At 72.7% G+C, this 24,314-nt stretch carries 22 protein-coding genes; 12 read left to right on the forward strand and 10 right to left on the reverse strand.

Translation table 11 applies throughout. The annotated features are described in order from the left end of the window. Positions 1 to 46: 46 nt before the first annotated feature. The 8 genes from FB558_RS26810 to FB558_RS26845 all read right to left on the reverse strand — a co-directional run bounded on the left by FB558_RS26810 (position 47) and on the right by FB558_RS26845 (position 9,543). On the reverse strand, positions 47 to 955 hold the full coding sequence (locus tag FB558_RS26810; RefSeq protein WP_142057997.1) for a carbohydrate ABC transporter permease: 909 nt from the start codon (positions 953 to 955) through the stop codon (positions 47 to 49). Beyond that, the gene (locus tag FB558_RS26815) at positions 948 to 1,889 is read right to left on the reverse strand and encodes a carbohydrate ABC transporter permease (RefSeq protein ID WP_142057999.1); all 942 of its coding nucleotides are present in this window, start codon (positions 1,887 to 1,889) and stop codon (positions 948 to 950) included. Before FB558_RS26815 ends, FB558_RS26810 begins: the two co-directional genes overlap by 8 nt. Continuing rightward, the gene (locus tag FB558_RS26820; RefSeq protein WP_142058001.1) at positions 1,873 to 3,234 is read right to left on the reverse strand and encodes a Gfo/Idh/MocA family protein; all 1,362 of its coding nucleotides are present in this window, start codon (positions 3,232 to 3,234) and stop codon (positions 1,873 to 1,875) included. Before FB558_RS26820 ends, FB558_RS26815 begins: the two co-directional genes overlap by 17 nt. Then, positions 3,231 to 4,523, reverse strand: a complete 1,293-nt coding sequence (locus FB558_RS26825) for an ABC transporter substrate-binding protein (RefSeq protein ID WP_211366862.1) — start codon at positions 4,521 to 4,523, stop codon at positions 3,231 to 3,233. Before FB558_RS26825 ends, FB558_RS26820 begins: the two co-directional genes overlap by 4 nt. A 14-nt stretch (positions 4,524 to 4,537) precedes the next feature. Further along, the gene (locus FB558_RS26830; protein WP_142058005.1) at positions 4,538 to 6,604 is read right to left on the reverse strand and encodes a hypothetical protein; all 2,067 of its coding nucleotides are present in this window, start codon (positions 6,602 to 6,604) and stop codon (positions 4,538 to 4,540) included. Continuing rightward, positions 6,591 to 7,883: an ABC transporter substrate-binding protein gene (locus FB558_RS26835; protein ID WP_142058007.1), complete on the reverse strand. Its 1,293-nt coding sequence runs from the start codon at positions 7,881 to 7,883 to the stop codon at positions 6,591 to 6,593. The genes FB558_RS26830 and FB558_RS26835 overlap by 14 nt, the downstream gene beginning before the upstream one ends. A gap of 177 nt (positions 7,884 to 8,060) precedes the next feature. Then, entirely contained in the window at positions 8,061 to 9,074 is a 1,014-nt protein-coding gene (locus FB558_RS26840; RefSeq protein WP_211366863.1) for a LacI family DNA-binding transcriptional regulator, read from the reverse strand. Positions 9,075 to 9,258: 184 nt separating this feature from the next. Next, the gene (locus FB558_RS26845) at positions 9,259 to 9,543 is read right to left on the reverse strand and encodes a hypothetical protein (RefSeq protein ID WP_142058009.1); all 285 of its coding nucleotides are present in this window, start codon (positions 9,541 to 9,543) and stop codon (positions 9,259 to 9,261) included. 195 nt (positions 9,544 to 9,738) lie between these two features. Here FB558_RS26845 and FB558_RS26850 point away from each other — a divergent pair, with 195 nt between their 5' ends. The 6 genes from FB558_RS26850 to FB558_RS26875 all read left to right on the forward strand — a co-directional run bounded on the left by FB558_RS26850 (position 9,739) and on the right by FB558_RS26875 (position 15,709). After that, positions 9,739 to 10,755, forward strand: a complete 1,017-nt coding sequence (locus FB558_RS26850; protein ID WP_142058010.1) for a LacI family DNA-binding transcriptional regulator — start codon at positions 9,739 to 9,741, stop codon at positions 10,753 to 10,755. 66 nt (positions 10,756 to 10,821) lie between these two features. Further along, on the forward strand, positions 10,822 to 12,042 hold the full coding sequence (locus tag FB558_RS26855) for a sugar ABC transporter substrate-binding protein (RefSeq protein ID WP_142058012.1): 1,221 nt from the start codon (positions 10,822 to 10,824) through the stop codon (positions 12,040 to 12,042). Continuing rightward, the gene (locus tag FB558_RS26860) at positions 12,035 to 13,009 is read left to right on the forward strand and encodes a carbohydrate ABC transporter permease (protein ID WP_142058014.1); all 975 of its coding nucleotides are present in this window, start codon (positions 12,035 to 12,037) and stop codon (positions 13,007 to 13,009) included. Before FB558_RS26855 ends, FB558_RS26860 begins: the two co-directional genes overlap by 8 nt. 65 nt (positions 13,010 to 13,074) lie before the next feature. Beyond that, positions 13,075 to 13,827, forward strand: coding sequence for a carbohydrate ABC transporter permease (locus FB558_RS26865; RefSeq protein ID WP_246106841.1), 753 nt, complete (start codon positions 13,075 to 13,077; stop codon positions 13,825 to 13,827). A 20-nt stretch (positions 13,828 to 13,847) separates the two neighbouring features. Beyond that, on the forward strand, positions 13,848 to 14,612 hold the full coding sequence (locus FB558_RS26870; protein ID WP_142058018.1) for a ThuA domain-containing protein: 765 nt from the start codon (positions 13,848 to 13,850) through the stop codon (positions 14,610 to 14,612). Next, positions 14,609 to 15,709 carry a Gfo/Idh/MocA family protein gene (locus tag FB558_RS26875; RefSeq protein ID WP_142058020.1) on the forward strand — a complete coding sequence of 367 codons (1,101 nt, stop codon included), beginning with the start codon at positions 14,609 to 14,611 and terminating at the stop codon, positions 15,707 to 15,709. The genes FB558_RS26870 and FB558_RS26875 overlap by 4 nt, the downstream gene beginning before the upstream one ends. Positions 15,710 to 15,805: 96 nt before the next feature. Here FB558_RS26875 and FB558_RS26880 read toward each other — a convergent pair whose 3' ends face one another. Next, complete coding sequence (locus tag FB558_RS26880) at positions 15,806 to 16,996, reverse strand: metal-dependent hydrolase family protein (protein WP_211366864.1); 1,191 nt, start codon at positions 16,994 to 16,996, stop codon at positions 15,806 to 15,808. Positions 16,997 to 17,112: 116 nt separating this feature from the next. Between FB558_RS26880 and FB558_RS26885 the strand changes: the two genes are divergently transcribed. From FB558_RS26885 to FB558_RS26910, 6 genes are all read left to right on the forward strand, one after another. Then, on the forward strand, positions 17,113 to 17,613 hold the full coding sequence (locus FB558_RS26885) for a 2'-5' RNA ligase family protein (RefSeq protein WP_142058024.1): 501 nt from the start codon (positions 17,113 to 17,115) through the stop codon (positions 17,611 to 17,613). 128 nt (positions 17,614 to 17,741) lie between these two features. Then, positions 17,742 to 18,473 carry an SDR family NAD(P)-dependent oxidoreductase gene (locus tag FB558_RS26890; RefSeq protein WP_170231539.1) on the forward strand — a complete coding sequence of 244 codons (732 nt, stop codon included), beginning with the start codon at positions 17,742 to 17,744 and terminating at the stop codon, positions 18,471 to 18,473. A gap of 3 nt (positions 18,474 to 18,476) precedes the next feature. Next, complete coding sequence (locus FB558_RS26895; RefSeq protein ID WP_211366865.1) at positions 18,477 to 19,772, forward strand: MFS transporter; 1,296 nt, start codon at positions 18,477 to 18,479, stop codon at positions 19,770 to 19,772. An 11-nt stretch (positions 19,773 to 19,783) separates the two neighbouring features. Further along, positions 19,784 to 20,938 carry a C45 family autoproteolytic acyltransferase/hydrolase gene (locus tag FB558_RS26900; protein WP_142058027.1) on the forward strand — a complete coding sequence of 385 codons (1,155 nt, stop codon included), beginning with the start codon at positions 19,784 to 19,786 and terminating at the stop codon, positions 20,936 to 20,938. Further along, entirely contained in the window at positions 20,935 to 21,774 is an 840-nt protein-coding gene (locus tag FB558_RS26905) for a polysaccharide deacetylase family protein (RefSeq protein ID WP_142058029.1), read from the forward strand. The genes FB558_RS26900 and FB558_RS26905 overlap by 4 nt, the downstream gene beginning before the upstream one ends. Further along, positions 21,758 to 22,480: an SDR family NAD(P)-dependent oxidoreductase gene (locus tag FB558_RS26910; RefSeq protein ID WP_211366866.1), complete on the forward strand. Its 723-nt coding sequence runs from the start codon at positions 21,758 to 21,760 to the stop codon at positions 22,478 to 22,480. The genes FB558_RS26905 and FB558_RS26910 overlap by 17 nt, the downstream gene beginning before the upstream one ends. Before the next feature lie 13 nt (positions 22,481 to 22,493). Here FB558_RS26910 and FB558_RS26915 read toward each other — a convergent pair whose 3' ends face one another. Next, positions 22,494 to 24,170 carry a LuxR C-terminal-related transcriptional regulator gene (locus tag FB558_RS26915; protein ID WP_142058031.1) on the reverse strand — a complete coding sequence of 559 codons (1,677 nt, stop codon included), beginning with the start codon at positions 24,168 to 24,170 and terminating at the stop codon, positions 22,494 to 22,496. Between the last annotated feature and the right edge of the window lie 144 nt (positions 24,171 to 24,314).

Genomic DNA, 24,314 nt, shown 5'->3' on the forward strand with positions numbered 1-24,314 from the left:
TGGCGTGCTGCTCGGAACGATCAGTGCGTCACGACGACCGGCGGCGTCACTTGAGACCCGTCGTCGCGATGCCCTTCACCAGGTACTTCTGCCCGAACAGGAAGATCAGGAAGATCGGCACCAGCGAGACGATCGACATCGCGAACAGCGGGCCCCACGAGCTCTCGCCCGTCGAGTCGACGAAGGTGCGCAGCGCGACCGGCACCGTGTACATGTCCGGGTCGGTCAGGAAGATCAGCTGGCTGAAGAAGTCGTTCCAGGTCCAGATGAACGTGAAGATCGCCGTGGTGGCGAGCGCGGGCGTCGAGAGCGGCAGCATGATCCGGAAGAAGATCCGGATGTGGCCGGCGCCGTCGATCAGCGCCGCCTCGCTCAGCGAGCGGGGGATGCCGCGGAAGAACTGCACCATCAGGAAGATGAAGAACGCGTCCGTGGCCAGCAGCTTGGGCACCACGAGCGGCAGGTAGGTGTTGATCCAGTCGAGCTGGGAGAACAGCACGTACTGCGGGACGATCACGACGTGGATCGGCAGCATGATCGACATGAGCATGACGGCGAACCACAGCCTGCGGCCCCGGAAGTTCAGGCGCGCGAACGCGTACGCGGCCATCGAGCAGGACAGCAGGTTGCCCAGCACGGCCCCGGCCACGATGGCGAACGAGTTCAGCAGGTAGTGCGTGAACGGGTGCTCCAGCGCGTACCAGCCGAGCGTGTAGTTGCTCAGGTCGATCTCGCTCGGGATCAGCGCCGGGTCGCGGAAGATCAGCGCCGTCGGCTTGAACGAGCTGGAGAGCATCCACAGCAGCGGGTAGAGCATCACGAACCCGCCGAGGACCAGCACGACGTGCTTGGCGGTCCGGCGGATCCGGAAGCCCCAGGACGAGCGGCGGGGGGTGGGTGGCGGCGGCGCGGACGGCGCGAGAACCGGGACGCTGCGGACGTCGGTGTCAGTCATCGTAGAAGACCCAGTACTTGGAGAGGAGGAAGTTGACGGCGGTGAGCACGCCGGTGATCACCAGGAGCAGCCATGCCATCGCCGAGGCGTAGCCCATGTCCAGGTTCGTGAACCCCGTTTGGTACAGGTAGAGCGTGTAGAACAGCGTGGAGTCGACCGGGCCCCCAGTGCCCCCGCTCACCACGAACGCCTGCGTGAACGACTGGAACGCCCCGATCACCTGCAGCACGAGGTTGAAGAAGACGATCGGCGTGAGAAGCGGGAGCGTGATGCTGCGGAACTGCCGCAGCCGCCCGGCGCCGTCGATCGCCGACGCCTCGTAGTAGGTCTCGGGAATCTGCCGCAGGCCCGCCAGGAAGATGATCATCGGCGCGCCGAACGTCCAGACGTTGAGCACGACGAGGGTGCCGAGCGCGTAGTCCGGGTGCGACACCCAGCCCTCGCCCTGGACGCCCAGCGCCGCGAGGAGCTGGTTGATCAGCCCGCTGGTGCCGAAGATCTGCCGCCACAGGATCGCGATCGCGACGCTGCCGCCCAGGAGCGAGGGCAGGTAGTACACCGAGCGGTAGATCGCGAGACCGCGCAGGCCGCGGTCGAGGAACAGCGCGAGCGCCAGCGCCGCCGCGAGCTGCAGCGGCACCGACACGAAGACGTAGACGAACGTGACGCGCAGCGAGACGAGCAGCCGCTCGTCGCCCAGCATCCCGAGGTAGTTCTCCAGGCCGATCCACTCGGGGGCGTCCAGGAGGCTGTAGTCGGTGAACGACAGGTAGAGCGAGGCCGCCATCGGCCCGATCGTGATCAGGGCCAGCCCGGCGAACCACGGCGCCAGGAAGAACGCGGCGGCCTTGTTGTCGCCCTGCTCCACCGGGCTGGGCCGGGCCCGCACGCCCTTCGCGCGACGCAGGGTCGCGAGCTCACCGAGCGCCGACATGCGTACCTCCCGCGAGCGGGGCCAGCCCGAGGTCGGCGACCGCCACCCGCTCGCCCGTCCGCATCGAGGCGTTGGCCGCGAGCCCGACGGCCACCGCCGCCAGCCCGTCGCGGTAGCCGGCCTGGCGGCCGAGCGGGTCGTCCGTCGCGCCGCGGAAGACGTCGCGCAGCAGCAGCGCGTCGCCGCCGCCGTGCCCGCCCTCGCCCGCGGTCGTGATCGGCACGACCCGGGCCTTCTCCCAGTGCCGCTGCACGGTGAGCCGCTCGCCGCGGCGGCGCGCGTCATCGTCGGCGCCCGCATCGACCACCGAGCTGGCGTCCAGGACCAGCCGCCCGTCCGGGCCGGGCAGCACCGCGGCCCGCTCCACCACGTCCAGCTCCGCCCGCCCGGCCGTGCCGTTGACGGTGACCCGGTAGCCCTCCCACGGGCTGTGCGCGTTCAGCGAGTACGTCATCACCGCACCGCGCGCGAAGCCGACCAGGAGCGACAGGTTGTCCTCGATCGTGATGCCGGGCGTGAACACGTCCCGGTCGCGCTGGTAGCCGTCGTGCTGCTCGGCGTCCCAGTACAGCGCCTTGAGCACGGGATCGGCGCGCAGGTCGAGCGCGAACGGGTCGGTGCTCGGCGGGTCGACGGTGCCGCGGGGCGGCCGCTCCCCCAGGCCGCGGGCAGCGGCGTTCGCGTCGCCGTAGAAGCGCAGTGCCCCACTGGCGAACACCCACTCCGGGACGTCGGCGAGCCACCAGTTCACGAGGTCGAAGTGGTGGGAGGACTTGTGCACGACCAGGCCCGCGGAGTGCTCCTTCTCCCGGTGCCAGCGGCGGAAGTAGTCGGCGCCGTGCATCGTGTCGAGCGCCCACTCGAAGTGCACGCCGGTCACCTCGCCGATCTCGCCGGACGCGATCACCTCGCGGAGCGCGGCGTTGCGGGGCGAGTACCGGTAGTTGAACGTCAGGACGAGCGAGCGGCCGGTCTCGGCGACCGTGTCGGTGATCGCACGCGATCCCTCGGCCGTGGTGGCGAAGGGCTTCTCCAGGACGACGTCCGCGCCCGCTCGCAGGGCCCGGGTGGCCAGCTCCGCGTGCGTCCAGTCCGGCGTCGTGATCACCACCGCGTCCAGGCGCTGCTCGGCGACCATGCGCTCGAGGTCGGCGGGGCCGTACCGGGCGGGCGCGGGGGCGCCGGGCCGCAGCCGCGCGACGATGCCGTCCGCGTGGTCCATGCGCGCGGGGTTCGGCTCGCACCACGCCACCAGCTCGCCCGCGTCGGCGAACTCGCCCGCGAGCGCCGTGACGAACATCTGCGAGCGGGCACCTGTCCCGACCACGCCGTAGCGGCGGGTCATCCGATCACCCCTTCTACCTCTGCGATGAACCCCTCGGCCGCCTGCCGGGGGTCGAGCCGCCCGAAGAGCACCTGCTCGTTGAACCGGGCGAAGATCTCGGCGACCTCACCGGCCCCGATCGGCGGAGCGTTCATCCCGTCCTGGACGGTGGGGCCGACCTCGGTGAGGAACTGCGCGGCGCGCCGGTCCGCGTCCGTGAAGTGCGCGTCGAGCGCGGCCCGCACGTCGGTGTTGGCGGGCAGGCCGCGGTCGGACAGCATCAGCCGGCCCGCGTCGACGTCGTTCAGCAGGAAGTCGACCAGCAGCGCCGCTTCCTCCGGGTGCTCGGTGTCGGCGGAGATCGCGTAGTACATCGACGGCTTGAAGTACGTGCCGGTCCGCTCGCCCGTGGTCTCCCCGGGCATCCGCAGCAGCTCCAGCTGACGGCCCGAACGCTCCTCGGTGGCGCCGAGCTGGCTGGTCCACCACACACCCATGCCGCCGGTGCCGGTGGCCATCAGCGACTGCGTCGTGTCGGCGTTGATCTCCACCGAGCGGGACGCGGGCGGGTTGCCGCCCGCGGCGCGCATGTCCGCCGCCCGCTGCCACCACTGCGCCAGCGTCTCCGGGGAGAACCCGAGCCCGCCGTCCGCCGTGTAGAGCTCCTCGCCGCGCTGGCGCGCGAAGACCGCGAAGCCGACCTCGGTGAACCCGTAGTCCTGCGCGCCGTAGGTGCCCTCCGGGCTGCCCGCGGTGATCGCGTTCGCGACCTGCGCGTAGTCGTCCCACGACCACGTGGCGTCGTCCGGCATCGGCACACCGGCCTGCACGAACACCGCCGGGTCGGCGAGGATCGCGGCCGCGACGATCCCGGTCGGCAGCCCGTACAGCTCCCCGTCGAGCTCCCCCGCCCGCGCGACGCTCGGGTCGAGCGCGCTCGTGTCGATCGTCGCGGCGAGGTCGTCGAGGTTCGCCAGACTCCCGCGCGAGCCGTACTCGCGCAGGTAGCGCTCCTCCTGGGTCATGACGTCCGGGGTGTCGCCCGCCGCGGTGGTCGTGGCGAGCTTGTCCCAGTACCCGCCCCAGTCGGTGTACTCGCCCTGCACCGTGATCCCCGGGTGCTTCTGCTCGAACAGGTCGAGGATCTGCTCGGTGGTCGCGTGCCGGTTGTCGTTGCCCCACCAGGAGAAGCGCAGCTCCACGGGGCCGTCGTCCTGGCTCCCGGCGCCGGTCCCGCAGGCCGCGAGCGCGGCGGAGAGGGCCAGGGCGGCGCACGCCAGTGACACCGGGCGCACCTTCCGGTCGATCATGCTGCTCCTTCGTCTCATGGCGCAGGCACGAACCCCTCGTGCCGCACGCTCCAGGTGCCGTCGCGGGGGAAGCCGGGCGCGTCGCCGCTGCCGTCCCACCCGGCCGCCATCAGCGCCACGGCGGCGAGCAGGCCGCCGTTGCCGGGCAGGTAGACCGGCAGGTCGGCGCTCTGGCGGTTGTGGCCGCTGCGCACGTGCCGGTTCTTGGGCGTGTCCCGCAGCAACGCGGCCACCGCCGTCTCCGGCTCGTGCAGGCGGGTGGCGGTCATCGCGAGCGCGGGGAAGTCCCAGCCCCACGTGCTCTCCCAGTCCCAGTCGGCGAGCACCGCGCGCAGGGTGGCCGCGACGAGCGCGGGATCGACGACGTCGGTCGCGGGTACGACGCCGAGGGCGTAGACCATCGAGGGGTGGTCGGCGCGGACCGTGAACGGCTCGATGCCGATCGCGGCGTACCGCCCGTCGCGGACCAGCGGCCGGGCCATCCCCTTCGCCACCTCGTCCCACAGCGGCTCGGGCGGCCGACCGGCCCGCACCCGCCACTCCTTCGCCACGCCCAGCGCCCAGGACCAGTACGCCAGCTCGAACGGCGGGTTGGTCGCGCGGTCCCGGACGTCGGCGTAGCTCTCCTGGGCCGGGACCAGCGGCGGGCCGAGCGCGTACCCGTCCGGCGTCGGTTCGGCGACATCGGCCATGAACCACGCGGTGGCCTCCACCAGATCGCCCCAGCGGCCGGCCTCCGGGCCGCCCGCCCGGCGCAGCAGCTCGGCCAGGTGGATCACGTGCGGCTGCTGCCACAGCAGGAACGGACCGATGTGGCTCGGGCTCTCCCGGCCGTCCGGCCCGACCTGCTTGGGCCAGCGCGCCCCGCGGCAGCCCTGCCGGCGCGCGGTCTCCCGCGCGACCGGCAGGATCCGCCGGTAGAAGTCCGTGCTGCGGGCCAGCAGGTCCGGTCGGCCCCACAGCGCGAAGTGCGCCGCGTGCCACCAGTGCATCTCCAGGTGGAACCGGCCGCGCCAGCTGTTGCACGTCAACCCGGTCTCCTGCGGCGGCAGCGAGCCGGCGCACTGGATCGCCGTGAGGTACTGCGAGAGCACCACCCGCCGTTCGAGTTCCTCGGCCCGCGGGTCGGTGCTGCCGGCCAGGTCGAGCGCCGCGCCCCGGCTCCAGAACGCGGGCCAGTGCCGGGCCGAGGCCGCGAACACCGTGGCGGCATCCGGCGGCTCCGCGGGTGGCGCTTTGCCGAACGCCAGTACCAGCTCCAGCTCCGCGGCGTCGGCCTCGACGACGAGCTCGTGCTCGCCCGTGGTGCGGACCGCGGCACCGTCGGCCCGCACCCGCACGACGTGGAGCGGGGCGTCGGCGCCGTCGAACAGGCGGTGCACGAGCACCCCGCCCGGCAGCGGCTCGACGCGCGAGGCGTGCGCGTCCGGGCGGGTCCAGTCGGCGGCGTCGCCCCAGGCCTGCGACCCGTACGGGAACGCGATCCGCACCGCGGCCCCGAGCCCGGCGATCCGCACCGCGAGGACGTCCCGGTCGGGGTGGCAGGCCGTCGTCACGCGCAGGCGCCGCCCCGCGAGCTCGACGTCGCTCTCGATCACGCCGGTCCACGGGTCGAGCGTCTGGTGGCACGCGCCCAGCTCGGCCGGGTCCGGAGCGCGGTGGCCGGACCCGTCGCGGAGCACGAGCCCGATGCGGGCGAGGTCGAGCCGGTGCGGGTTGGCGCGCAGCCAGCGCGTGCCGGCGTCCAGCCGGGACTCGTCCCCGCCGGGCATCGGCGGGCCGTCCACGAAAGCCACCTCACCCCGCCACGTCCGGTACGGGCGCAGCGCCTGCGCCAGGTCGGCGCCCTCCGGCGGCGGCACGCTGTGCCAGGCCCACTGCGACTGCGTGCCGAGCAGCGTGCCGCCGCCGCCCGGGTAGGCATCGGGGAAGGTCTGCAGGCCCGTGACGTCCACGGTCGCGCAGAGCTCCCCGTTGCCGACCGACAGCGGCGCGGCCGGGTCGATCCCCGTCACCTCGACGACGTGGCGGCGCACCACCGCCCGCCGGTCGATCGGCGGCCCGGGGTCAGGAGACGGCATCGTTGAGCTCGGCGACGAGCTGCTGCGCGGCCTCGGCGGGCGGCACCCGGCCGAAGAGCACGGAGTCGTTGAGCCGGGTGACGATCTGCACGCTCTCCGTGGAGCCCGTCGGGCCGATCACGAAATGGCCGTCGACGAGCTCGCTCATGCGGTCGACGAAGGCGAACTCCACCTTCCGGCTCTCGTCGAGCGAGGCCTCCAGGTGCGCCCGGATCTCCGGGTTGGCCGGGATGCCGCGGTCGGCCTTGATGAAGTCGGCCGCGCGCGGGTCGGAGACCAGGAAGTCGACCAGCTTCGCCGCGGCCTCGGGGTGGTCGCTGCGCCGGCTGATCGTGTAGAGCTGCGACGCCTGCAGCCACATGCCCGGGCCCTGCGCCGTGGTCTCCCCCGGTGCGCGGAGCAGCACCAGGTCCGCGCCGGACGCCTGCCGGTACGCCGACAGCTGGTTCGACCACCCGAACTTCATCGCCGCGAGCCCCTGGCCGATCAGCGACTGCTCGGGGGCCGGCTGGCCGGCCAGCTCCGCGGTGATGCTGGCGGGCGGGGTGGCCCCGCTCCGCATGAGCCCGGCGGTCATCTCCCACCACCGCTGCGCGGTCTCGGCCTGCAGCGCGATGCCGCCCTCGGCGCTGTAGAGGCCCTCGCCGGTGTGCTGGTTCGCGTACAGGTCCAGCACGTCGGGGCTCGTCGGGTCCTCGACCCCGAACGTGCCCTCCGGGCTGCCCGCGGAGATCTCCGCGGCGATCCGGGAGAAGTCCTCCCAGCTCCAGGCGTTGTCGTCGGGCAGCGGCACGCCGGCTGCCTCGAAGACGGCGGGGTTCGCGATGAGGCCGTAGGTGTTCACACCGGTCGGCACCGCGAACTGCGTGCCCTCGAAGTTGCCACCGGCCATCGCGTGCTCGTCGAGCGCGGAGACGTCGAGGTGCTCGGCGACCTCCGCGAGGTCGAGCAGGACGTTCCGGTCGGCGTACTCGCGGGGGTAGGCGCCGCCCATCGTGATGACGTCCGGCTCGTCGTTCGCCGCGACGGAGGTGGCGAGCCGGTCGAAGTAGGCGTTGAAGTCGACCGACTCGGTCTCGACCGTGATCCCCGGGTTGGCCGCCTCGAAGGCGTCGACGGCCTGGTTGGTGATCTGCGCCCGCTCGTCGTTGCCCCACCAGGAGAACCGGATCGTCACCGACCCGTCGTCACCGGACCCGCCCCCGCTGCAGGCCGTGGCGAACAGCGCCGCCCCGAGCACGGCCGCCGCCATCCTGGTCGTCCCTCGTGAGGTCGGCATGTCTTCCTACTCCCTGCCACGTCGTTGCGGTCTCGAAAGCGGTTCCGGCCGGTGGGGAGCGCCGGCCGGCGACGACGCGGAGCCGGGTCCGATCGGACCACGGCGGTGGCGCACGTCTCGATTTACACCGGTGTAAGTGCAGCACACGGTCGAGTGACGGGTCAATCCCGGGTCCCCTCAGCCCGTCGACTCCCGCACCAGCAGCTCGAACTGCGCCACCCGCTCCTCGCCGCCCGGTCCGGCGGCCGGCTCCCCGCCGGCCAGCCGCTCGACCAGCAGTTCCACGGCCGTGCGGGCGATCTGCGCGCGGCCGGGCTGCACCGTCGTCAGGCTCGGACGCGCGAACCGCCCGTCCTCGATGTCGTCGAAGCCGGCGACGGCGACGTCCTCCGGAACACGCAGCCCGCGCTCGTGGAGCACCCGCATCGCACCGAGCGCGAGCACGTCGTTGAGGCCGAAGACGGCGTCGAACCCCACCCCGCGGTCCAGCACCTGGCGCATCGCCGCGGCGCCGGTCGTGCGCGACCACCGCAGCGCCTCGCCCGTGCGCGCGGGGTCGTGCCGGACGCCCGCCTCGTCGAGCGCGTCGAGGAAACCGCGCGTGCGCAGCGAACCCGCGCTCGGCCCGCGCTCGTCGAACGAGCCGATGACCGCGATCCGGCGCCTGCCGCGGGCCAGCAGGTGCTCGGCCACCGCGCGAGCACCGTCGGCGTTGGCCATCGCGACGTGGTGCACGCTGCTGTGCAGCGCCCGCTCACCGAGCAGGACGATCGGGTAGTCGACCTCGAGCCGTGCCGCGTCGGCCGGGCGCAGGCCGATCGGGGAGAAGATCAACCCGTCCGTCATGCGGCGCCGTTCGCTCGCGAGCACCTCCAGCTCCCGCTCCCGCACGCCCCCGGTCTGCTCGACCAGCACCGTGTACCCGCGTTCGGCGGCCGCCGCGATCACGGCGTCGGACAGCTCGGCGAAGTACGGCAGCGAGAGCTCGGGGACGGCGAGCGCGATCATTCCGGTGGTACCGCGGCTGAGGTTGCGGGCCGAGAAGTTCATCTGGTACCCGAGCTCGGCGATCGCCGCGAGCACGCGGTCCCGCGTCGCGCTCTTCACGTGCGGGAAGTCGTTGACCACGTTGGACACGGTCTTCACCGACACCCCGGCGAGCCGCGCGACGTCGCGCATGGTGGCCGACACCCGCCCCACCTCCGTGATCCGCCTGTCCACACCGGACCTCGAAACCTAGCCCTCCGAATTTCGGTAACCGGTTACCGCCCCCGGTCGACGGCCGAGCCGACCCAACCCGCACCTTGGAGCCATACCGCTGTTTGAGGCGCTTCAGAACAGCAGTACGGCTCCAAGGTGCGCACCGGGGCGGCGCTCAGGGGCCGGCGGTCCCGCAGGGGCAGTCGCCGATGCGGCAGCGCGGGTGCGGCGGCGGGTAGGCGAAGGTCGGCTGGAACGGGATCGCGCCGACCGAGTTGCAGAGCGTGTCAGGGTCCTGGTCGTGGACCCACCCGCCCATCTCCGGCACGTAGTCCCAGCGGTGGTGCCGGGGGTGGGAGTCCCAGACCGGCGGGTGCTCCTGGGCCTCGGCGGCCGGGGTGCCCGGCGCGACCGGCACCCCGTCGGGTGCGGCGCTGGGATCCATGTTGGGCGTGACCACGGGTGGACCTCGCGTTCCTCGAGATCGGCGGGAGGGGCGTCCCAGTAGATCCGTTCCCCTCACGGGTGCGGAACCGCCGATCGGCTCGCTGCGTCGTCGCGGACCGCTTCCCCGCGACGGTTGCGTCCACCCGTTCGAGTGGCTACCGTCACATCAATCGTCGATGCGTATCGATTCCCGCGGAGGGGGGGCGGCATGGTCACCAGCCGGGACGTCGCCCGTGCCGCGGGGGTCTCGCAGAGCACCGTCTCCTACGTCATGAGCGGGCGCCGCTCGATCTCCGAGGAGACCCGCAGGCGCGTGCTCGCGGCGATCGAGGAGCTCACCTACCAGCCCAACGCGGGCGCCCGCGCGCTCGCGAGCCAGCGCACCCAGGTGATCGGCCTGGTCGTGCGCTTCCGCCCCGGCGCCGACACCACCGGCCTGCTCCCGTTCATCGAGACGATCGCGGGCTGCGCGCGGGCCGAGGACCACGACGTCCTGCTCGTCACCGCCGACGAGGGCTCCGAGGGGCTCACCCGGCTGGCCGGGCGCGCGCTCTGCGACGCGATCGTGATGATGGACATCGAGGCCGCGGACCCGCGGATCCCGGTGGCCGCGGCCCTGCGCGTGCCGGTGATCCTCATCGGGGTCCCGGACGACAACGCGGGCCTGCACTGCGTCGACGTCGACTTCGCCGCGGCCGGACGGCTCGCCGTCGGCGAGGCGGCCGCCGCCGGGCACGAGCGGATCGTGGTGATCGGGCACGCCCCGGACGTCGTGACCCGTGGCATCAACTTCGTGCACCGCTTCGAGGAGGGCGCCGCGGAGGCCGCCCGGTCGCACGGCGTCGCCCTGGAGATGGTGAGCCCGGTCGAGCCGAACCGCGCGGGCGCCGAGGCGGCCGTCGCCGAGGCGCTGCACCGGGGTGGCCCCCGCACGGGCCTGGTCGTGCCGAACTCCCCCGCCGTGCAACCGGTGCTGCAGGCCCTGCTCGACCGCAGGCTCGTGCCGGGCCGCGACGTCACGCTCGTCGGCCTGTGCACCGACGCCGTCGCCGAGGCGAGCACCCCGGCCGTCACGAACGTGTCGCTCGAGCCGCGCGACGTCTCACGCCGCGCGATGCAGATCCTGTTCCGCCTGCTCGACCGCGCGGCAGAGCCTCCTGCCGAGCTCGTCGAGCTGATCCCCCCGCGGCTCACCCGCCGCGAGACCACGCTGCCCGCCCCCTGACGACACGCCCGCCACGGCGGGCCGCCGCACGTCGGCAATCGATACGTATCGACGGAAGGACCGGAGATGGCTCGACGAGGAGCAGTAACGGGAACGGTCGCGCTGGTCGCGGCCGCGGCGCTCGGCCTCAGCGCGTGTGGCGGGGGCGGCGGAGGCGGTGGCGGCGACGTCACCTCGATCCGCGTCCTCGACTACTACAACAACGAGCCCGACCGCACCGTCTACGCGCAGAAGCTCGACGCGTGCGGGCAGCAGGCGGGCGTCACGATCGAGCGCGAGGTCGTGCCCGGCGACTCCCTCATCTCGAAGGTGCTGCAGCAGGCCTCGTCGCGCACGCTGCCGGACGTCCTGATGCTCGACAACCCGGACCTGCAGCAGATCGCCTCCACCGGCGCGCTGGCCCCGCTCTCCGACTTCGGGCTCGCGGCCGACGGCTACGCGGACGGTGTGGTGAGCGCGTCGACGTTCGACGGTCAGCTCTACGGCCTGCAGCCGGTCACGAACTCACTCGGCCTGTTCTACAACGTCGACATGCTCGCCGAGGCCGGCATCGCGCCGCCGACCACGTGGGACGAGCTGAAGACGGCGGCCGCCGCACTCACGCAGGGCGAGCGCTACGGCGTCGCGTTCTCCGCGGTGGCCGACTACGAAGGGGCCTGGCAGTTCCTGCCGTTCATGTGGACCAACGGCGGGGACGAGACGAACATCGCCGGCCCCGAGGTGGCCGAGGCGCTGCAGCTCTGGGTCGACCTCGTGGACTCGGGATCGGCGTCGCGCTCGGTGCTGAACTGGCGGCAGGCCGACGTGAAGGACCAGTTCGCGGCGGGCAACGCGGCGATGATGATCAACGGGCCGTGGCAGTTCCCGGCCCTCGACGAGGTGGAGGGCCTCAACTACGAGGTCGCGCCGATCCCGGTGCCGCAGGCCGGTGACACCCTGATCGCCCCGCTCGGCGGCGAGACCTGGACGCTCCCGCAGACCGGCGACCCCGCCCGCCAGGCCAAGGGCGCCGAGATCATCGCCTGCCTGAACACTGACGAGAACCAGATCGCCCTGGCCACCGAGCGCACCACGGTGCCCACCAAGACCGCGCTGCGCGAGCAGTTCGTCGCGCAGGTGCCGCGGATGGAGGCGTTCACCGACCTCGTGCAGGACGCCCGCGCCCGCACCGGCAAGCTCGGCGCCGAGTGGCCCGCCACGGCCACCCGCATCTACACGGCCGTGCAGACCGCGATCACCGGCGGCGCCACCCCGCAGCAGGCGCTGCAGCAGGCCCAGGATGGCTGACGCGGTCGCCACCGCGCCCGGCCGGCGGGTGACGGCGGACGCGGCACCGCCACCCCGCGGGGTCCCGTCCGGCGGCTGGTGGTCGCCGCGGGGCCGGGAGCGCCTGCTGCAGCTGGCGTTCCTCGTCCCGGCGGTGGCCTACCTGCTGCTGTTCTTCGGCTACCCCGTCGTCCAGAACGTGGTGATGGGGTTCCAGGAGTACACGACCCGCACGTTCTACACCGGCGAGGCACCCTGGGTCGGGCTCGACAACTACGTCGCCGTGCTGTCCTCGGGCGTGTTCAGCACTGCGCTGCTCAACACGGTGCTGTTCACCGTCGGGTCGATCGCGGGGCAGTTCGTGATCGGGCTGGGCATCGCGGTGTTCTTCCACCGGCGGTTCCCGCTCAGCGGCTTCCTGCGCTCGCTGCTCCTGCTGCCGTGGCTGATCCCGCTGATCGTGTCCGGCGCCGTGTGGCGCTGGATCCTCGACCAGGACAACGGCGTGCTCAACCGGTTCCTCGGCGCCGTCGGCCTCGCCGACGACCCCGGCTGGCTCACGAGCACCTCGCTCGCCCTGATCGCCGTGATCGGCGTGAACATCTGGATCGGGATCCCGTTCAACACCACGATCCTCTACGGCGGCCTGCAGGACGTGCCGCAGGAGCTGTACGAGGCCGCGGCGCTGGACGGCGCCACCGGCTGGCGCGCGTTCCGGCACGTGACGTGGCCGCTGCTGCGTCCCGTGGTGAACGTCGTGCTGGTGCTCGGGGTCGTCTACACGATCAAGGTGCTGGACATCATCCTCGGGCTCACCGACGGCGGCCCGGCCAACGCGACGCAGACGATCGCGACGCAGGCCTACCACCTCTCGTTCCAGGAGTTCCGCTTCGGCGAGGGCGCGGCGCTGGGCAACGTCCTGATCGTCATCTCGCTGGTGTTCGCCCTCCTCTACCTGCGCGCCAACCGGCGCGCCGCACTCCGATGAGGCCCGCCGTGACGCAGACCCGGGGCTGGGGCAGCACCGTGATCGGGGTGCTGGTCCTCGCCGTGATGCTGTTCCCGCTGTACTGGATGCTCAACGTCTCGCTGCAGCCCAGCGGCTCCGCCGTCGAGACGCCGTGGCTCCCGCTCGACCTGTCGTTCGACGGCTACGCCACGGCCCTGCGCGACCAGGGCCGCAACCTGGTGACCAGCCTGGTCGTCTCCGCGGGCAGCGTCGTGTTCAGCCTGCTGGTCGCCACGCCCGCGGCGTACGCGCTCGCGCAGTTCCGCGTGCGCGGCGCGGGCGTGGTGCTGTTCGGGATCCTGATCAGCCAGATGATCCCGGGCATCGTGGTCGCCAACGCGCTCTACCGCGTCTACAGCGACCTCGGCCTGCTCAACTCGATCCCGGGCCTGATCCTCGCCGACTCCACGCACGGCATCCCGTTCGCCATCCTGATCATGCGGGCGTACCTGCTCTCGATCCCGGCCGAGGTGATCGAGGCGGCCCGGGTGGACGGCGCGGGCCAGATCCGCGCCTTCGTCGCGATCGTCGTGCCGATGAGCCGCAACGCGCTGGTGACGGCGGCGCTCTTCACGTTCCTGTTCACGTGGAGCGACTTCCTGTTCGCCCTCACGCTGACCACCACCGAGGAGGTGCGGCCGGTGACGCTCGGGATCTACCAGTACATCGGCACCTACGTGAACGACTGGAGCTCGGTGATGGCCACCGCCGTGCTCGCCTCCCTGCCGGCAGTGGTGCTGCTGGTCGTGGCCCAGAGGTTCGTCGCCGCGGGCGTTGCCAGCGGCGCTGTCAAGTAGTCGAGAGAAGGGCACCGCCTGTGAGTCCCGTCCGCGTGACCGTCTGGGGCGAGAACCGCCACGAGCAGCGAGAGGAGCACGTCCGGAAGATCTACCCCGACGGCATGCACGAGACGATCGCCGCGGGCATCCGGGAGAACCTGGGTGAGGACGCCGTGGTGCGCACCGCCACCCTCGACGACCCCGAGCACGGCCTCACCGAGGAGGTGCTGCGCGAGACCGACGTGCTCACCTGGTGGGGGCACGCGGCGCACGGCGAGGTGGCCGACGAGGTGGTGGAGCGGGTGCACCACCACGTGCTCGCGGGCATGGGCCTCGTCGTGCTCCACTCCGGGCACTGGTCGAAGATCTTCACGAAGCTCATGGGCACCAGCTGCACGCTGCGGTGGCGCAGCGAGCACGACCGCGAGCTGATCTGGACCGTGAACCCGACTCACCCGATCGCCGAGGGGGTCCCGCACCCGCTGGAGATCGAGGAGGACGAGATGTACGGGGAGTTCTTCGACATCCCCGCGCCCGACGAGCTGGTCTTCATCAGCACGTTCTCCGGGGGCGAGGCCTTCCGCAGCGGGTGCACGTTCCGCCGCGGCCACGGCAAGATCTTCTACTTCCGCCCGGGCGACCAGGACTACCCGACCTACCACCACAAGGACGTGCGGCGCGTGATCGCCAACGGGGTCAGGTGGGCCCGCACCCACCGGCCGGAGCGGGCCTACCCGGAGCTGCTGCGCTACGAGACCGGCGAGTTCTTCAAGGGCGCGGGCTACCGGGGGCCGCTTCGATGACCCTCGCCGACCCGTTGCGGGTGGTGCTCGCCGGCGCCGGGAACATGGGCCGGGCGTGGGGCCGGACGATCGAGGGCGCGCCGGACGTCGAGCTGGCCGGGATCGCCGACATCGACCCCGGTGCGGCGGAGGCGGCCGCCGCCGAGCTCGGGCGGCCCGTCGCGGTGGGCACCGACGCCGTCGCCCTGGCCGCGTCCACCGGGGCGCGGGCCGTGGTGGACGTGACCGTGCCCGCGGCCCACCACCCCGTCACCACCGACGCGCTCTTCGCCGGCCTCGACGTGCTGGGCGAGAAGCCGGTGGCCGAGACGGTGGCGCAGGCGCTGTCGCTGGCCGCGGCGTCGCAGGTGACGGGCCGACTGTTCATGGTGAGCCAGTCGCGGCGGTGGAACCCGCAGCTGTTCGCCCTGCGCGCCATGGCCGAGGACCTCGGCGCGGCAGGCTCGCTGACCACGGAGTTCTTCCGGGCCCCGCGCTTCGGCGGGTTCCGGGAGGAGATGGCCCACCCGCTGCTGGTGGACATGGCGATCCACGCGTTCGACTCGGCGCGGTTCGTCCTGGGCGCCGAGCCGGTGTCGGCGTACTGCGAGACGCACAACCCGCCGTGGAGCTGGTACGCGGGCGACGCCGCGGCCACGGCCGTCTTCGCGATGGAGGGCGGCGCGCGCTACACCTACACCGGCAGCTGGTGCGCACCCGGGCGGCAGACGTCCTGGAACGGCGAGTGGCGCCTGTCCGCCGAGAAGGGCTCGGCGCACTGGGACGGCGACCACGAGCCGGTGCTCGACGCCGAGGTCGAGCCCACGCCGCGGCCACCGGCCCTGTTCTCCGGGATCGAGGGGTCGCTGCTGGTGTTCACCGATGCCCTGCGCACCGGCGTCCCACCGATGGGCGAGGTGCACGAGAACGTGCTCAGCCTGGCGATGGTGGAGGCGGCGGTGCAGTCGGCGGAGACGGGCCGGCCGGTACTGCTCGACGAGGTGCTGGCCGAGGCGCACGCGGAGGCCCTGCGCACGGAGAGCAACCCGGACGTCAAGGACGCGCTGGCGAGCTGGCCGAACGTGCGAGAGGTCCTGACGGCCGCCACGCACCCCTAGTGTCCCCCACCCCGCCCCTCGTCCCGCACCTTGGAGCCTTACTGCTGTTCAGAGCGTCGAAAAACAGCAGTGAGGCTCCAAGGTGCGGTCATCACATCAGGGGGTGAGCAGTCTTCCGTTCTGGATCACCTTTCGGTCCTGCGTCCAGACCAGCTCGGGGTCCTGCAGCGGGTCGCCGGCCAGGACCAGCAGGTCGCCCGCGCAGCCGGGGGCCACGCGGCCGAGGTCCGGGCGGCCCAGCAGGTCGGCGTTCACCGACGTCGCCGCGCGCAGGGCGGCCAGCACTCCCTCCACCTCGGTCTGCAGCCGCAGACCCTCCAGCTGCTCGTCCTCGAGGCCGCCCATCAGGTCGGTGCCGAACCCGATCCGCACCCCCGCCGCCCTGGCCAGCCGCACCGCCTCCCGGCCGGCGTCGAGCACCTCGCGGTTCTTGCCCTGCCCGACGGCCGAGAGCCCCACCTCGTCGCCGCGGCGGTCCATCGCGTCGTAGGTGGCGAGCGTGGGCACGAGGAACGCGCCGCGCTCGGCCATCAGCTCGGCGGTGGCCCGGTCCATCAGGTTGCCGTGCTCGACCGAGCGCACCCCGTTCTCGACGGCGTGCCGGATCGCCTCCGGTGAGTAGGCGTGCGCGGCGACGTAGCTGCCCCGGCGGGTCGCCTCTTCCGTGACGGCGCGGATCTCCTCCGCGGAGTACTGCGGCACGCGGATCGGGTCCGTCGGCGAGACGACCCCGCCGGAAGCCATGATCTTGATGGCGTGCGCCCCGCGGCGGAACCGGTCGCGCACGGCGTGGCGCAGCGCGTCGACGCCGTCGACGACCTCGTTCATGTGCGCGTGGCAGCCGCACAGGTCCGTCTCGGCCGGGCGCGAGTCGCCGTGGCCGCCGGTCTGGCTGAGCGCCGCCCCCGTGTAGAGGTAGCGCGGCGCCGGCAGCAGGCCCTCGTCGATGGCCGCGGCGAGGCCGGGGTCGCCACCCGCCACGTCGCGCACGGTGGTGAACCCGCGCTGCAGCGCCGCCGCGAGGCGCCGCGCGCCTGCGAGCGCCACGTACGTCGGCGGGCGGGACTCGATGCCGACCAGGTCGAGGCCGATCCCGTAGGCGTGGAAGTGCGCGTCGATCAGGCCGGGCACGACGGTGCCCCCGTGCGCGTCCAGCACCTCGCCGGCCGGCGCGGCCGCGTCTCCGACGGCGGTGATCCGCCCGTCGACGACGTGGACGGGACCGTCACGCAGCTCCCCCGCCTCCCCGTCGAAGACCCTGCAGTTGACGATCGACAGCGACCCCATGGGGCGCATGGTGCCACGGGCGAAGATCCGCGGTATCGGTTGCTCACTGCTGTTCGCGCAACCATGGACAACCGAAAACGCGGATCATGGACACTCTCGCCGACTAGCGTGGGGCTGTGCGGTTGTCCGTGGCGCTCCACCTGCCCGCCGACGCGGTCGCGGTGCTCGCGGCGTTGCCGCGCGAGCCCGTCGCCGGCGTGAGCTGGGCGGTGCCGGAGCAGTGGCTGGTGAAGCTGCGCCCGCTCGGGCACGTGCCCGGCGACGTGGTCGAGCCGCTGGTGGCGACCCTGTCCGACGAGCTCGACGGCGTCCCGCCCGTCCGCTGCGTGCTCGGCCCGGCCACGCGGCGGCTGGGCGGCCGATGGCTCGGGGCCCCGGTGTCCGGGTTGGACGACCTCGCTGCCGTCGTGTTCGACGCGACCGTCGGGCTGGTGCCGGTCACGCACCCCCAGCCGTTCCGGGCCGACGTGGTGCTGGCACGGGGCCGGGTGCCGGCGGCCCTCGCGGTCGAGCCGGTCGAGGCGAGCTGGACGGCCCGCGAGGTCGTGCTGGTGGCCGACCGCTCCTCCCCCCGCGGCCCCCGCCTGGAGGACATCGCCGCCTTCCCGCTCGCGTGATCGTGGGAGATGGCGGCGAGCGGGGTGCCCCGGCGGTCGTGCACATCGGTCGATCGACCGAACTTCTGCAGCACGGCCCTTCCTAGGCTCCGGCGATGGCCTCCTCTCGGCGTTCGACGACGGAACGCGTGGCAGTGGTGACCGGCGCGTTCGGCGGTATCGGCCAAGCGATCCGGGACCGCCTGGCCGGTGCCGGGTACCGGGTGCTGTCGGCCGATCGTTCTCGCGCCCGGTCGGGCCCGGACGACGTACGCCTCGACGTCACGCGCGCCGCCGACTGGGCCGACCTCGGCGAGCGGCTCGCGTCCGAGCACGGCGGCCTCGACGCGCTGGTCAACGCGGCCGGGATCAGTGGTCGTCACGACTTCTTCTCGACGAGCGAGGCCGAGTGGTCGAGCATCCTCGGCGTCAACCTCACGGGGCCGTGGCTGGGGATGCAGGCGATGGCCCCGCTGCTGCGGCCGGCCGGAGCCGTGGTCAACGTCGGCTCCGTGTACGCCGAGCGGCTGCCACCCACCAGCGATGAGGCCCCGGTCTCCCCTGCTTACCAGGTGAGCAAGGCGGGCCTGCACCAGCTGACCCGGATGGCGGCCGCCGCCTTCGCCCCCCGCTCGATCCGGGTGAACGCCGTCGTGCCCGGTCTCATCGAGACCCCGCTGGTGGCGGATCTCCCCGACGACGACCGCGCCCGGCGCACCAGCGGAAGCCTGCTGGACCGCACGGGCACGCCGGAGGAGGTGGCCGACGTGGTGTCGTTCCTGCTCTCACCACAGGCGTCGTACGTCAACGGCGCGCTGGTCCCGGTGAGTGGTGGCTACCTGGCCGACTACCGGCCCCGCTCCCTCACGAAGGAGGTCTGAGCCATGTCCGTCCCCGGTTCCACGGCCCCGACCCTGTCGGGTTCCACCCGACGGCGGGTGCTCGCCGGCAGCGTCGGCAACCTGTTGGAGAACTACGACAACCTGATCTACGCCTACACGGCGTCGACGCTGAGCGTGCTGTTCTTCCCGACCGGCGACGCCGTCAGCGGGCTGCTGGCCACGTTCGCGACGTTCGCCGTCGGCTTCCTCGCCCGTCCCATCGGCACGCTCTGGTTCGGACACATCGGCGACCGGCACGGACGCAAGCGGGCGCTCGTCATCAGCGTCGTCATGATGGGGGTGGCCACCACCGCCATCGGCCTCCTGCCGACCTACGAGGCCATCGGCGCCGCGGCACCCGTGCTGCTGGTGCTGATCCGGCTGGTGCAGGGGTTCTCGGTGGCAGGTGAGTGGGCCGGTTCGGCCACCATGCTCGTCGAGTCCGCGCCGGCGCACCGCCGCGGCTTCTTCGGCAGCTTCAACCAGGTCAGCACGGCCGGCGGTTTCCTGCTGGCCGCTGCGGTCATCGCCGCCAACACCGCGCTCTTCTCCGAGGAGGCCTTCCTGGCCTACGGCTGGCGGGTGCCGTTCCTGCTGGGGGCCGTCACCGCGGTGGTGGCCGTGCTGCTGCGCCGAGGTGTGGACGACACGCCGTCCTTCGTCGCCGAGGCCCAGCAAGGCACCGTGTCGGACCGGCCGCTGGCGCGGGCCTTCGCCACGCAGAAGCTGGCGATGCTGAGGGGCTTCGGGTTCACGGTCGGCTGGACCGTCGCCTACTTCTTCTTCCTGACCTACCTGCCGACCTACCTCGCCGAGTTCGCCGGTTATGACGCCGCGGCCGCCCGCGCCTCGAACCTGGTGGCGCTGGTCGTCCTGACCGTGGCCATCGCCGGGTTCGGCCTGCTGTCGGACCGCGTCGGTCGCAAGCCGCTGCTACTCGCCGGCACCGGGGGCCTCGCCCTGCTGAGCTGGCCCGTGCTCGTGATGTTCCAGACCGGCGAGACGTGGGCGCTCTACGTCGGCCAGATCGCCGTCGCGCTCGCGCTCGCCTCGTTCTCCGGGCCCGGACCGGCGGCACTGGCCGAGCTCTTCCCCACGACCGTGCGGTACTCCTCGCTCGGCATCGGCTACAACTTCTCGGTCATGGTGTTCGGCGGCACCGCGCCCTTCGTGGCGACGGCGCTGATCGGGCTCGGCAACACCGCGACGATCGTCGCGCTCCTGCCCGGCGCCGCCGCGCTGATCACCCTCTGCGTCGTCCTGCTCATGCCGGAGTCGTCCCGGCTCCCCCTGCGGTGAGGAGACCGACCATGCTCGATGCAGAACTGCCGGCGGGGCCGCCCCGCCTGGTCGTCGCCGAAGGCGACTCGCGCACGATCGGCGGGGCCGTCGGTGAGCAGACCGCGACCATGGTGCAGCACAGCCTGGCGTCCTACGAACGCCGTTTCCGCGACGACGCGGGGTTGTCCGCGGCGGACGTGAACCGGTGGGGAGGCATCTACCTGGACGTCGCCGGCGAGTACGACTCGCGGATCCGAGACATGCTGGTGGGCCTCGCCGAAGCGGTGGACGTCGCGCCGGAACGGATCGCAGCGCTGAACGCCCGCACCGAGATGCTCTACGGGACCGGCTACCGGGAGGGCGGCTGCACGGCCGCCGCCGTCCTGCCCGAGGTGACCGCCGACGGGCACACCCTCCTCGGGCAGAACTGGGACTGGCGGACCGAGCAGGCGCGCTCGACCTTCGTCCTCGCCACCCGCGACGACGAGGGGCACACCACGATCGCGCTGACGGAAGCCGGGATGTTCGCGAAGAGCGGCATGAACGGCGCCGGGCTCGGGGTCTGCGCCAACCTTCTCGTCTCCGGCGACGACCGTGGCGGGCGCGGTGTGCCCTACCACTTCCTGCTCCGCGGGGCGTTGGAGGCGCGGCGGATGTCGCAGGCGCACCGCAAGCTCCTGCCGGTGCCCCGCATCTCCTCGGGGAACGTCCTGCTGGCCGACGCGGGCGGCGAGGCGATCGACTTCGAGCTCGCGCCGGACACCTTCGGCGTGCTCCACCCCGAGGACGGGCTGATCACCCACGCCAACCACTTCGAGTCGGGCATCGACGTCGTGGACCGGCGGCGCGCCTCCAGCGCGCTGACGCTGATCCGCGCTCGTCGCGCTCGCCGCCTGCTCGCCCGCCGGTCCGGGGCCATCACGCCGGCGACGCTGGCCGAGGTCTTCCGCGACCGGTACTCGTGGCCCGACTCGATCTGCCGGTACCCCGACCCGGATCTCCCGCCGCAGGAGCGGTTCGCCACGTTGTTCTCGATCGTGATGGACCTCGACGACCAGGTGTTCTGGATCGCGCCGTTCCCGGTCGACGAGCAGCCCTTCTACCGCTGGTCGCTGCGGGAGGTGTTCGGCGGCGCCCCGGAGCCGCGCGTCGAGTTCCCGCCGGTCCAGGAGGTCACGCCGTGAAGCCCACCGTCTGCCTCACGTTCGACTTCGACGCGATCTCGCTCTGGCTCGCCCGCGGCGCGACGACCCCCGGTCCGGTCTCGCGCGGGGAGTTCGGGGCGTTCGCGATCCCCCGGATCCTGGAGCTGCTGCGGCGCCACGACATCCGCTCGACGTTCTTCATCCCCGCGCACACCCTGCAGTCGTATCCGGCCCAGTGCAGCGCCATCGCCGAGGCCGGGCACGAACTCGCCCTGCACGGCGATCGGCACGACCCCGTCTCCACCCTGGACCGCGCGCAGGAGCTGGCTGCCAACCTCCGTGGCGTCGAGCAGATCCGGCGGCTGACCGGCGCCGCGCCGCGCGGGCACCGCACCCCCAGCTTCGACTTCACCCCGAACACCGTCGACATCCTGACCGAGATCGGGGTCGACTACGACTCGTCGCTGATGGCAGCCGACAGCACTGCCTACTTCGTGCGCAGCGGTGACCTCGACGAGCCGAGCGGGGCCTACCGGTTCGGGCGGGAGACCTCGGTCGTCGAGCTGCCGGTCTCGTGGACCCTGGACGACTACCCGCACCTGGAGTTCTACCGAGCACCCGGCACCGTCATGCCGGGGTTGCAGAGCCCGCGGGTGATGTTCGAGAGCTTCCTCGCCGACGTCCGTTACCTGACCGAGCGGGTTGGGGACGGGTTCCTCGTCGTCACCTTGCACCCGCAGGTCATCGGCCGGGGCGGGCGGATGCTCGAGCTGGAACGGTTCGTCGAGCAGGTCTTCGCCCTCGGGGCGCGCTTCGACCGGTGCGACGACGTCGCGGTCCGCGCGCGGGGTGAGCTCGGTGCCGGCACCCGCTGAGACGTCGGTCCTCGTGCTGGGTGCCCGGGGCGGCATCGGTCGCGAGATCAGCGCGCTGGCCACCGGCCGCGGGATGCGGGTACACGGCGCCGACCGCGACGAGATCGACCTCCGGGACGCGGCGTCGGTCGCGCCGTACATCGAGCGGCTGTGGGCCGAGCACGGCCCGTTCGACGGCGTCGTGTACGCGGCCGGTCTCTTCCCCGCCGCCCCGATCCTCGAGACGCCCGCGACGGTGTTCGACGACGTGTTCGCCGTCAACACCCGCGCCGCGCTCGAGGTGGGCGCGGCGGCAGCGCGCTGCGCCGTCGCCGCGGCACGCCCGCTGTCGCTGGTGTACCTGTCCAGCCCGGCCGGGAACCGGGCACGCCCCGGCACGGCCGTCTACGCGGCGTCCAAGGCGGCGCTCGACGCCCTGGTCCGCGGCTTCGCCCTCGAGGGCGCGGGTCGCGGTATCCGCTGCAACGCGGTGGCCCCCGGCTACACCGAGGTCGGATCGGACATCAACCCCATCCCCGACTCCTATGCGAGGGAGGTGGCACGGGCCTCCCCCGCCGGTCGCGTCGGGGTTCCGGCGGACATCGCGCCGGTCGTGCTGTGGCTGCTCGGCGGCGAGTCGGCGTGGATCACGGGGCAGACCCTGGTGGCGGACGGCGGTGCGAGCCTCGGTTCCCCCACCATGCCGAGCTGGCTGGAACCCGGGTGACCGGGCGAGGGAGCTACGCGACCGGGACGTTGCGGCCGCCGCGGATCCGGTAGTGCAGCTGGCGGTGCCCGAGCGAGGCGTCGGCGGTGTCGTCCGGCAGCGTGAGGGCACGCTGTCCGCGCCCGCCGAAGTGGTACGGCCCGGCGACCCCGCGCACCACCGATGAACGCAGCGACGCGCGAACGGCACCGAAGTCCCAGGGCCGCCGCACCCGGCTCCACGACTGGCCGAGCACGTTGACGATGTCGTAGTGCACGGCGGCGATGCTCTCCTCGGGGCTGTGGCCGAACCTGTCGCGGTAGGCCGCCTGGAAGGCGCGGCCCAGGTGATCGTCGTAGAGCCCGATCACCGTCGACCAGTACAACCCCTCCGCGCGCCGCCCGAACCGCGCGCCGAACGCAGGCGAGGACGGCGACCAGTCGGCCGCCACCAGCGGTCGCTCGCCGCCTTCCTGCAGCGCATCGGTCATCCGCAGCAGCGAGTCCTCGTCCAGGATGGGCAGGTGCACGGCCGCCACGCCGGCCCGGCGGAACTCGGCCGCCACGCGTTCGGGCTCGGCGCGCACATGATCCGCCGTGCGGACCGCCGACAGCCGCCACCCCGCCCGGTGCAGCAACCGCTCCGCGACGTCGACGTAGTCCGTCGCGAGCATGTGGGGCCGGACGACCATGGCGACGTCACGACGGTCCCGTCGCCGATCCGGGACGCGCGCCGCCTCGAGCAACCGGGCGAACCCGCGCGCGTAGGAGACCTCGTCGCCGCAGACCTGGAACACGTTCGACAGGCGCGCCCCGAACTCGGCGACGGCCTCGCTGATCTGCGGGGCCACCATCGAGTGCAGGACCGGGGCACCGCTGGATGCGGCCAGCTCGATCCGGGACAGCAGCGTCTCGTCGAACGGGAAGTTCCCGAGCACCACGGCATCGGCGCCCCGGGCCAACGCCGTGTCCAGCACCGTCTCCAGCTCGTCGGCATCAGCGTGGTGGATCATCAGCTCGAGCCGGCGTCCCGCCACCTCACCGCGCGCGTTCAGCTCGGCTGCAGCGAGCTCCAGCCCCCGGCGCATGGCGGAGGTGTGCTGGGCGAAGGCCCGCCCGGACGGGTAGACAGCGGCCAGCAGCACGGGCCGCTTCGTCGCGGCGGCGCGGGCCGGACCGGACGGCGCTTCCGCGGCGGGCCCGTCGAGGAGGTGCGTGCGGGCTCGCGCGCCGAGGGGTGTCCCGCGGAGCCGATGGCTGATCAGGACGAGATTCCATCGAACCGCGAGTACAGCGAGCTCGACCCGCGACCGCCTGCCCGTGATCTGCAGGATGTGCTCGATGTGCGTGGCGACCGTCCGGGTGGTGCAGACGAGCGACGCGGCGATCTCCGCGTTCGTCATACCGGCGGCGACCCCGGTCAGCACCTCCAGCTGCCGGGTCGTGAGCCCCCAGGGCGCGGGCCCCTGCCCCAGCGACACGCAGACGGTCTCGCCCCGGCGGCTCACCCACGCCTGCCGGGGCGGACCCCCGGCGGCGACCAGCAGCTGGAGCTCCTCGTGCTCGGCCGCGGTGGGGAGGTCCCGCAGGATCTCGACGAGGGCGGTGTCCGCGGCGGCCTCCCGCGGCACGCTCTGCACCAGCTGACCGTCCACGAAGACGAAGCGCTCGAAGCGGCCGGGCTCGCGCTGCTGATCGCTGCGTCGTGTCATCCTCGCCTCCGGCTCATGGCCCGAGCGACGATACGCGGTACATCTCCCGATTCCGTCCGGTTCGGGCGACGGTGCGGTTCCCCGACGCCATCGCTGGGCGACCTCGGCAGGGATCGGCGTTCCGAGTTCTGCGAAACGGCCACG

Origin of the sequence: Pseudonocardia kunmingensis, assembly GCF_006716445.1 — a bacterium.
GTDB lineage: Bacteria > Actinomycetota > Actinomycetes > Mycobacteriales > Pseudonocardiaceae > Pseudonocardia > Pseudonocardia kunmingensis.

Excerpts from the sequence above, each read along its gene's own strand:
- FB558_RS26880 (WP_211366864.1), bottom strand. The coding sequence starts at position 16,996 with ATGGGGTCGCTGTCGATCGTCAACTGCAGGGTCTTCGACGGGGAGGCG.
- FB558_RS26830 (WP_142058005.1), bottom strand. The coding sequence starts at position 6,604 with ATGCCGTCTCCTGACCCCGGGCCGCCGATCGACCGGCGGGCGGTGGTG.
- FB558_RS26855 (WP_142058012.1), top strand. The coding sequence starts at position 10,822 with ATGGCTCGACGAGGAGCAGTAACGGGAACGGTCGCGCTGGTCGCGGCC.
- FB558_RS26915 (WP_142058031.1), bottom strand. The coding sequence starts at position 24,170 with ATGACACGACGCAGCGATCAGCAGCGCGAGCCCGGCCGCTTCGAGCGC.
- FB558_RS26865 (WP_246106841.1), top strand. The coding sequence starts at position 13,075 with ATGCTGTTCCCGCTGTACTGGATGCTCAACGTCTCGCTGCAGCCCAGC.
- FB558_RS26875 (WP_142058020.1), top strand. The coding sequence starts at position 14,609 with ATGACCCTCGCCGACCCGTTGCGGGTGGTGCTCGCCGGCGCCGGGAAC.
- FB558_RS26860 (WP_142058014.1), top strand. The coding sequence starts at position 12,035 with ATGGCTGACGCGGTCGCCACCGCGCCCGGCCGGCGGGTGACGGCGGAC.
- FB558_RS26900 (WP_142058027.1), top strand. The coding sequence starts at position 19,784 with ATGCTCGATGCAGAACTGCCGGCGGGGCCGCCCCGCCTGGTCGTCGCC.
- FB558_RS26810 (WP_142057997.1), bottom strand. The coding sequence starts at position 955 with ATGACTGACACCGACGTCCGCAGCGTCCCGGTTCTCGCGCCGTCCGCG.
- FB558_RS26835 (WP_142058007.1), bottom strand. The coding sequence starts at position 7,883 with ATGCCGACCTCACGAGGGACGACCAGGATGGCGGCGGCCGTGCTCGGG.
- FB558_RS26895 (WP_211366865.1), top strand. The coding sequence starts at position 18,477 with ATGTCCGTCCCCGGTTCCACGGCCCCGACCCTGTCGGGTTCCACCCGA.
- FB558_RS26850 (WP_142058010.1), top strand. The coding sequence starts at position 9,739 with ATGGTCACCAGCCGGGACGTCGCCCGTGCCGCGGGGGTCTCGCAGAGC.
- FB558_RS26825 (WP_211366862.1), bottom strand. The coding sequence starts at position 4,523 with ATGATCGACCGGAAGGTGCGCCCGGTGTCACTGGCGTGCGCCGCCCTG.
- FB558_RS26815 (WP_142057999.1), bottom strand. The coding sequence starts at position 1,889 with ATGTCGGCGCTCGGTGAGCTCGCGACCCTGCGTCGCGCGAAGGGCGTG.
- FB558_RS26820 (WP_142058001.1), bottom strand. The coding sequence starts at position 3,234 with ATGACCCGCCGCTACGGCGTGGTCGGGACAGGTGCCCGCTCGCAGATG.